Below are 509 nucleotides of genomic sequence, written 5' to 3' on the forward strand. Positions count from 1 at the left end.
GCTGTTTCGCTTCAGAAAGGCATCGTCCTGCAGTGCGAAGAATATCCTGAGTATCTGCATCGGGAGGGATTTCCGCACCGCCGATGCTGACAGTCACTTTTACATCGTCCTGTTGCCCTTTGATCCAGGGAATCCCTTCAACAAGACGCCGGATGTTCTCCGCCATGGTCATTGCCTGCTCTTTGTGCACCCCTCGCAGCAGGACCCCGAACTCTTCGCCACCAAGGCGCCCGACTGAATCGCCAGGGCGCGTTAGATAGACAAGCGCTTTTGCGATTCGAACCAAGGCCTCGTCGCCTTTGGAATGTCCGTGCTGATCATTGAACAAGGAGAAGTGATCCGGGTCGATAAGGAGAAGCGTGTCGTATTCACCCTCATCGCGGTTCCTGTCCATTCTTGCCATGAATCCGCCGCGGCTAAGAAGCCCCGTCATCGGGTCGTGGCTGGTCACGAACGCCAGCCTGTCGTGGGTCTCTCTCAAGGCCGCATACGACTTCTCCAGCTTGTCA

Annotated in this window: 1 protein-coding gene; it reads right to left on the minus strand. The window is 56.4% G+C overall.

Annotated features, from left to right (window positions below; translation table 11 throughout):
- On the minus strand, window positions 1–509 hold a 509-nt coding region (locus tag ACWGTI_RS32690), incomplete at both ends, for a GGDEF domain-containing protein (protein WP_454590686.1).

It is taken from the genome of Mesorhizobium sp. ArgA1, assembly GCF_053714375.1.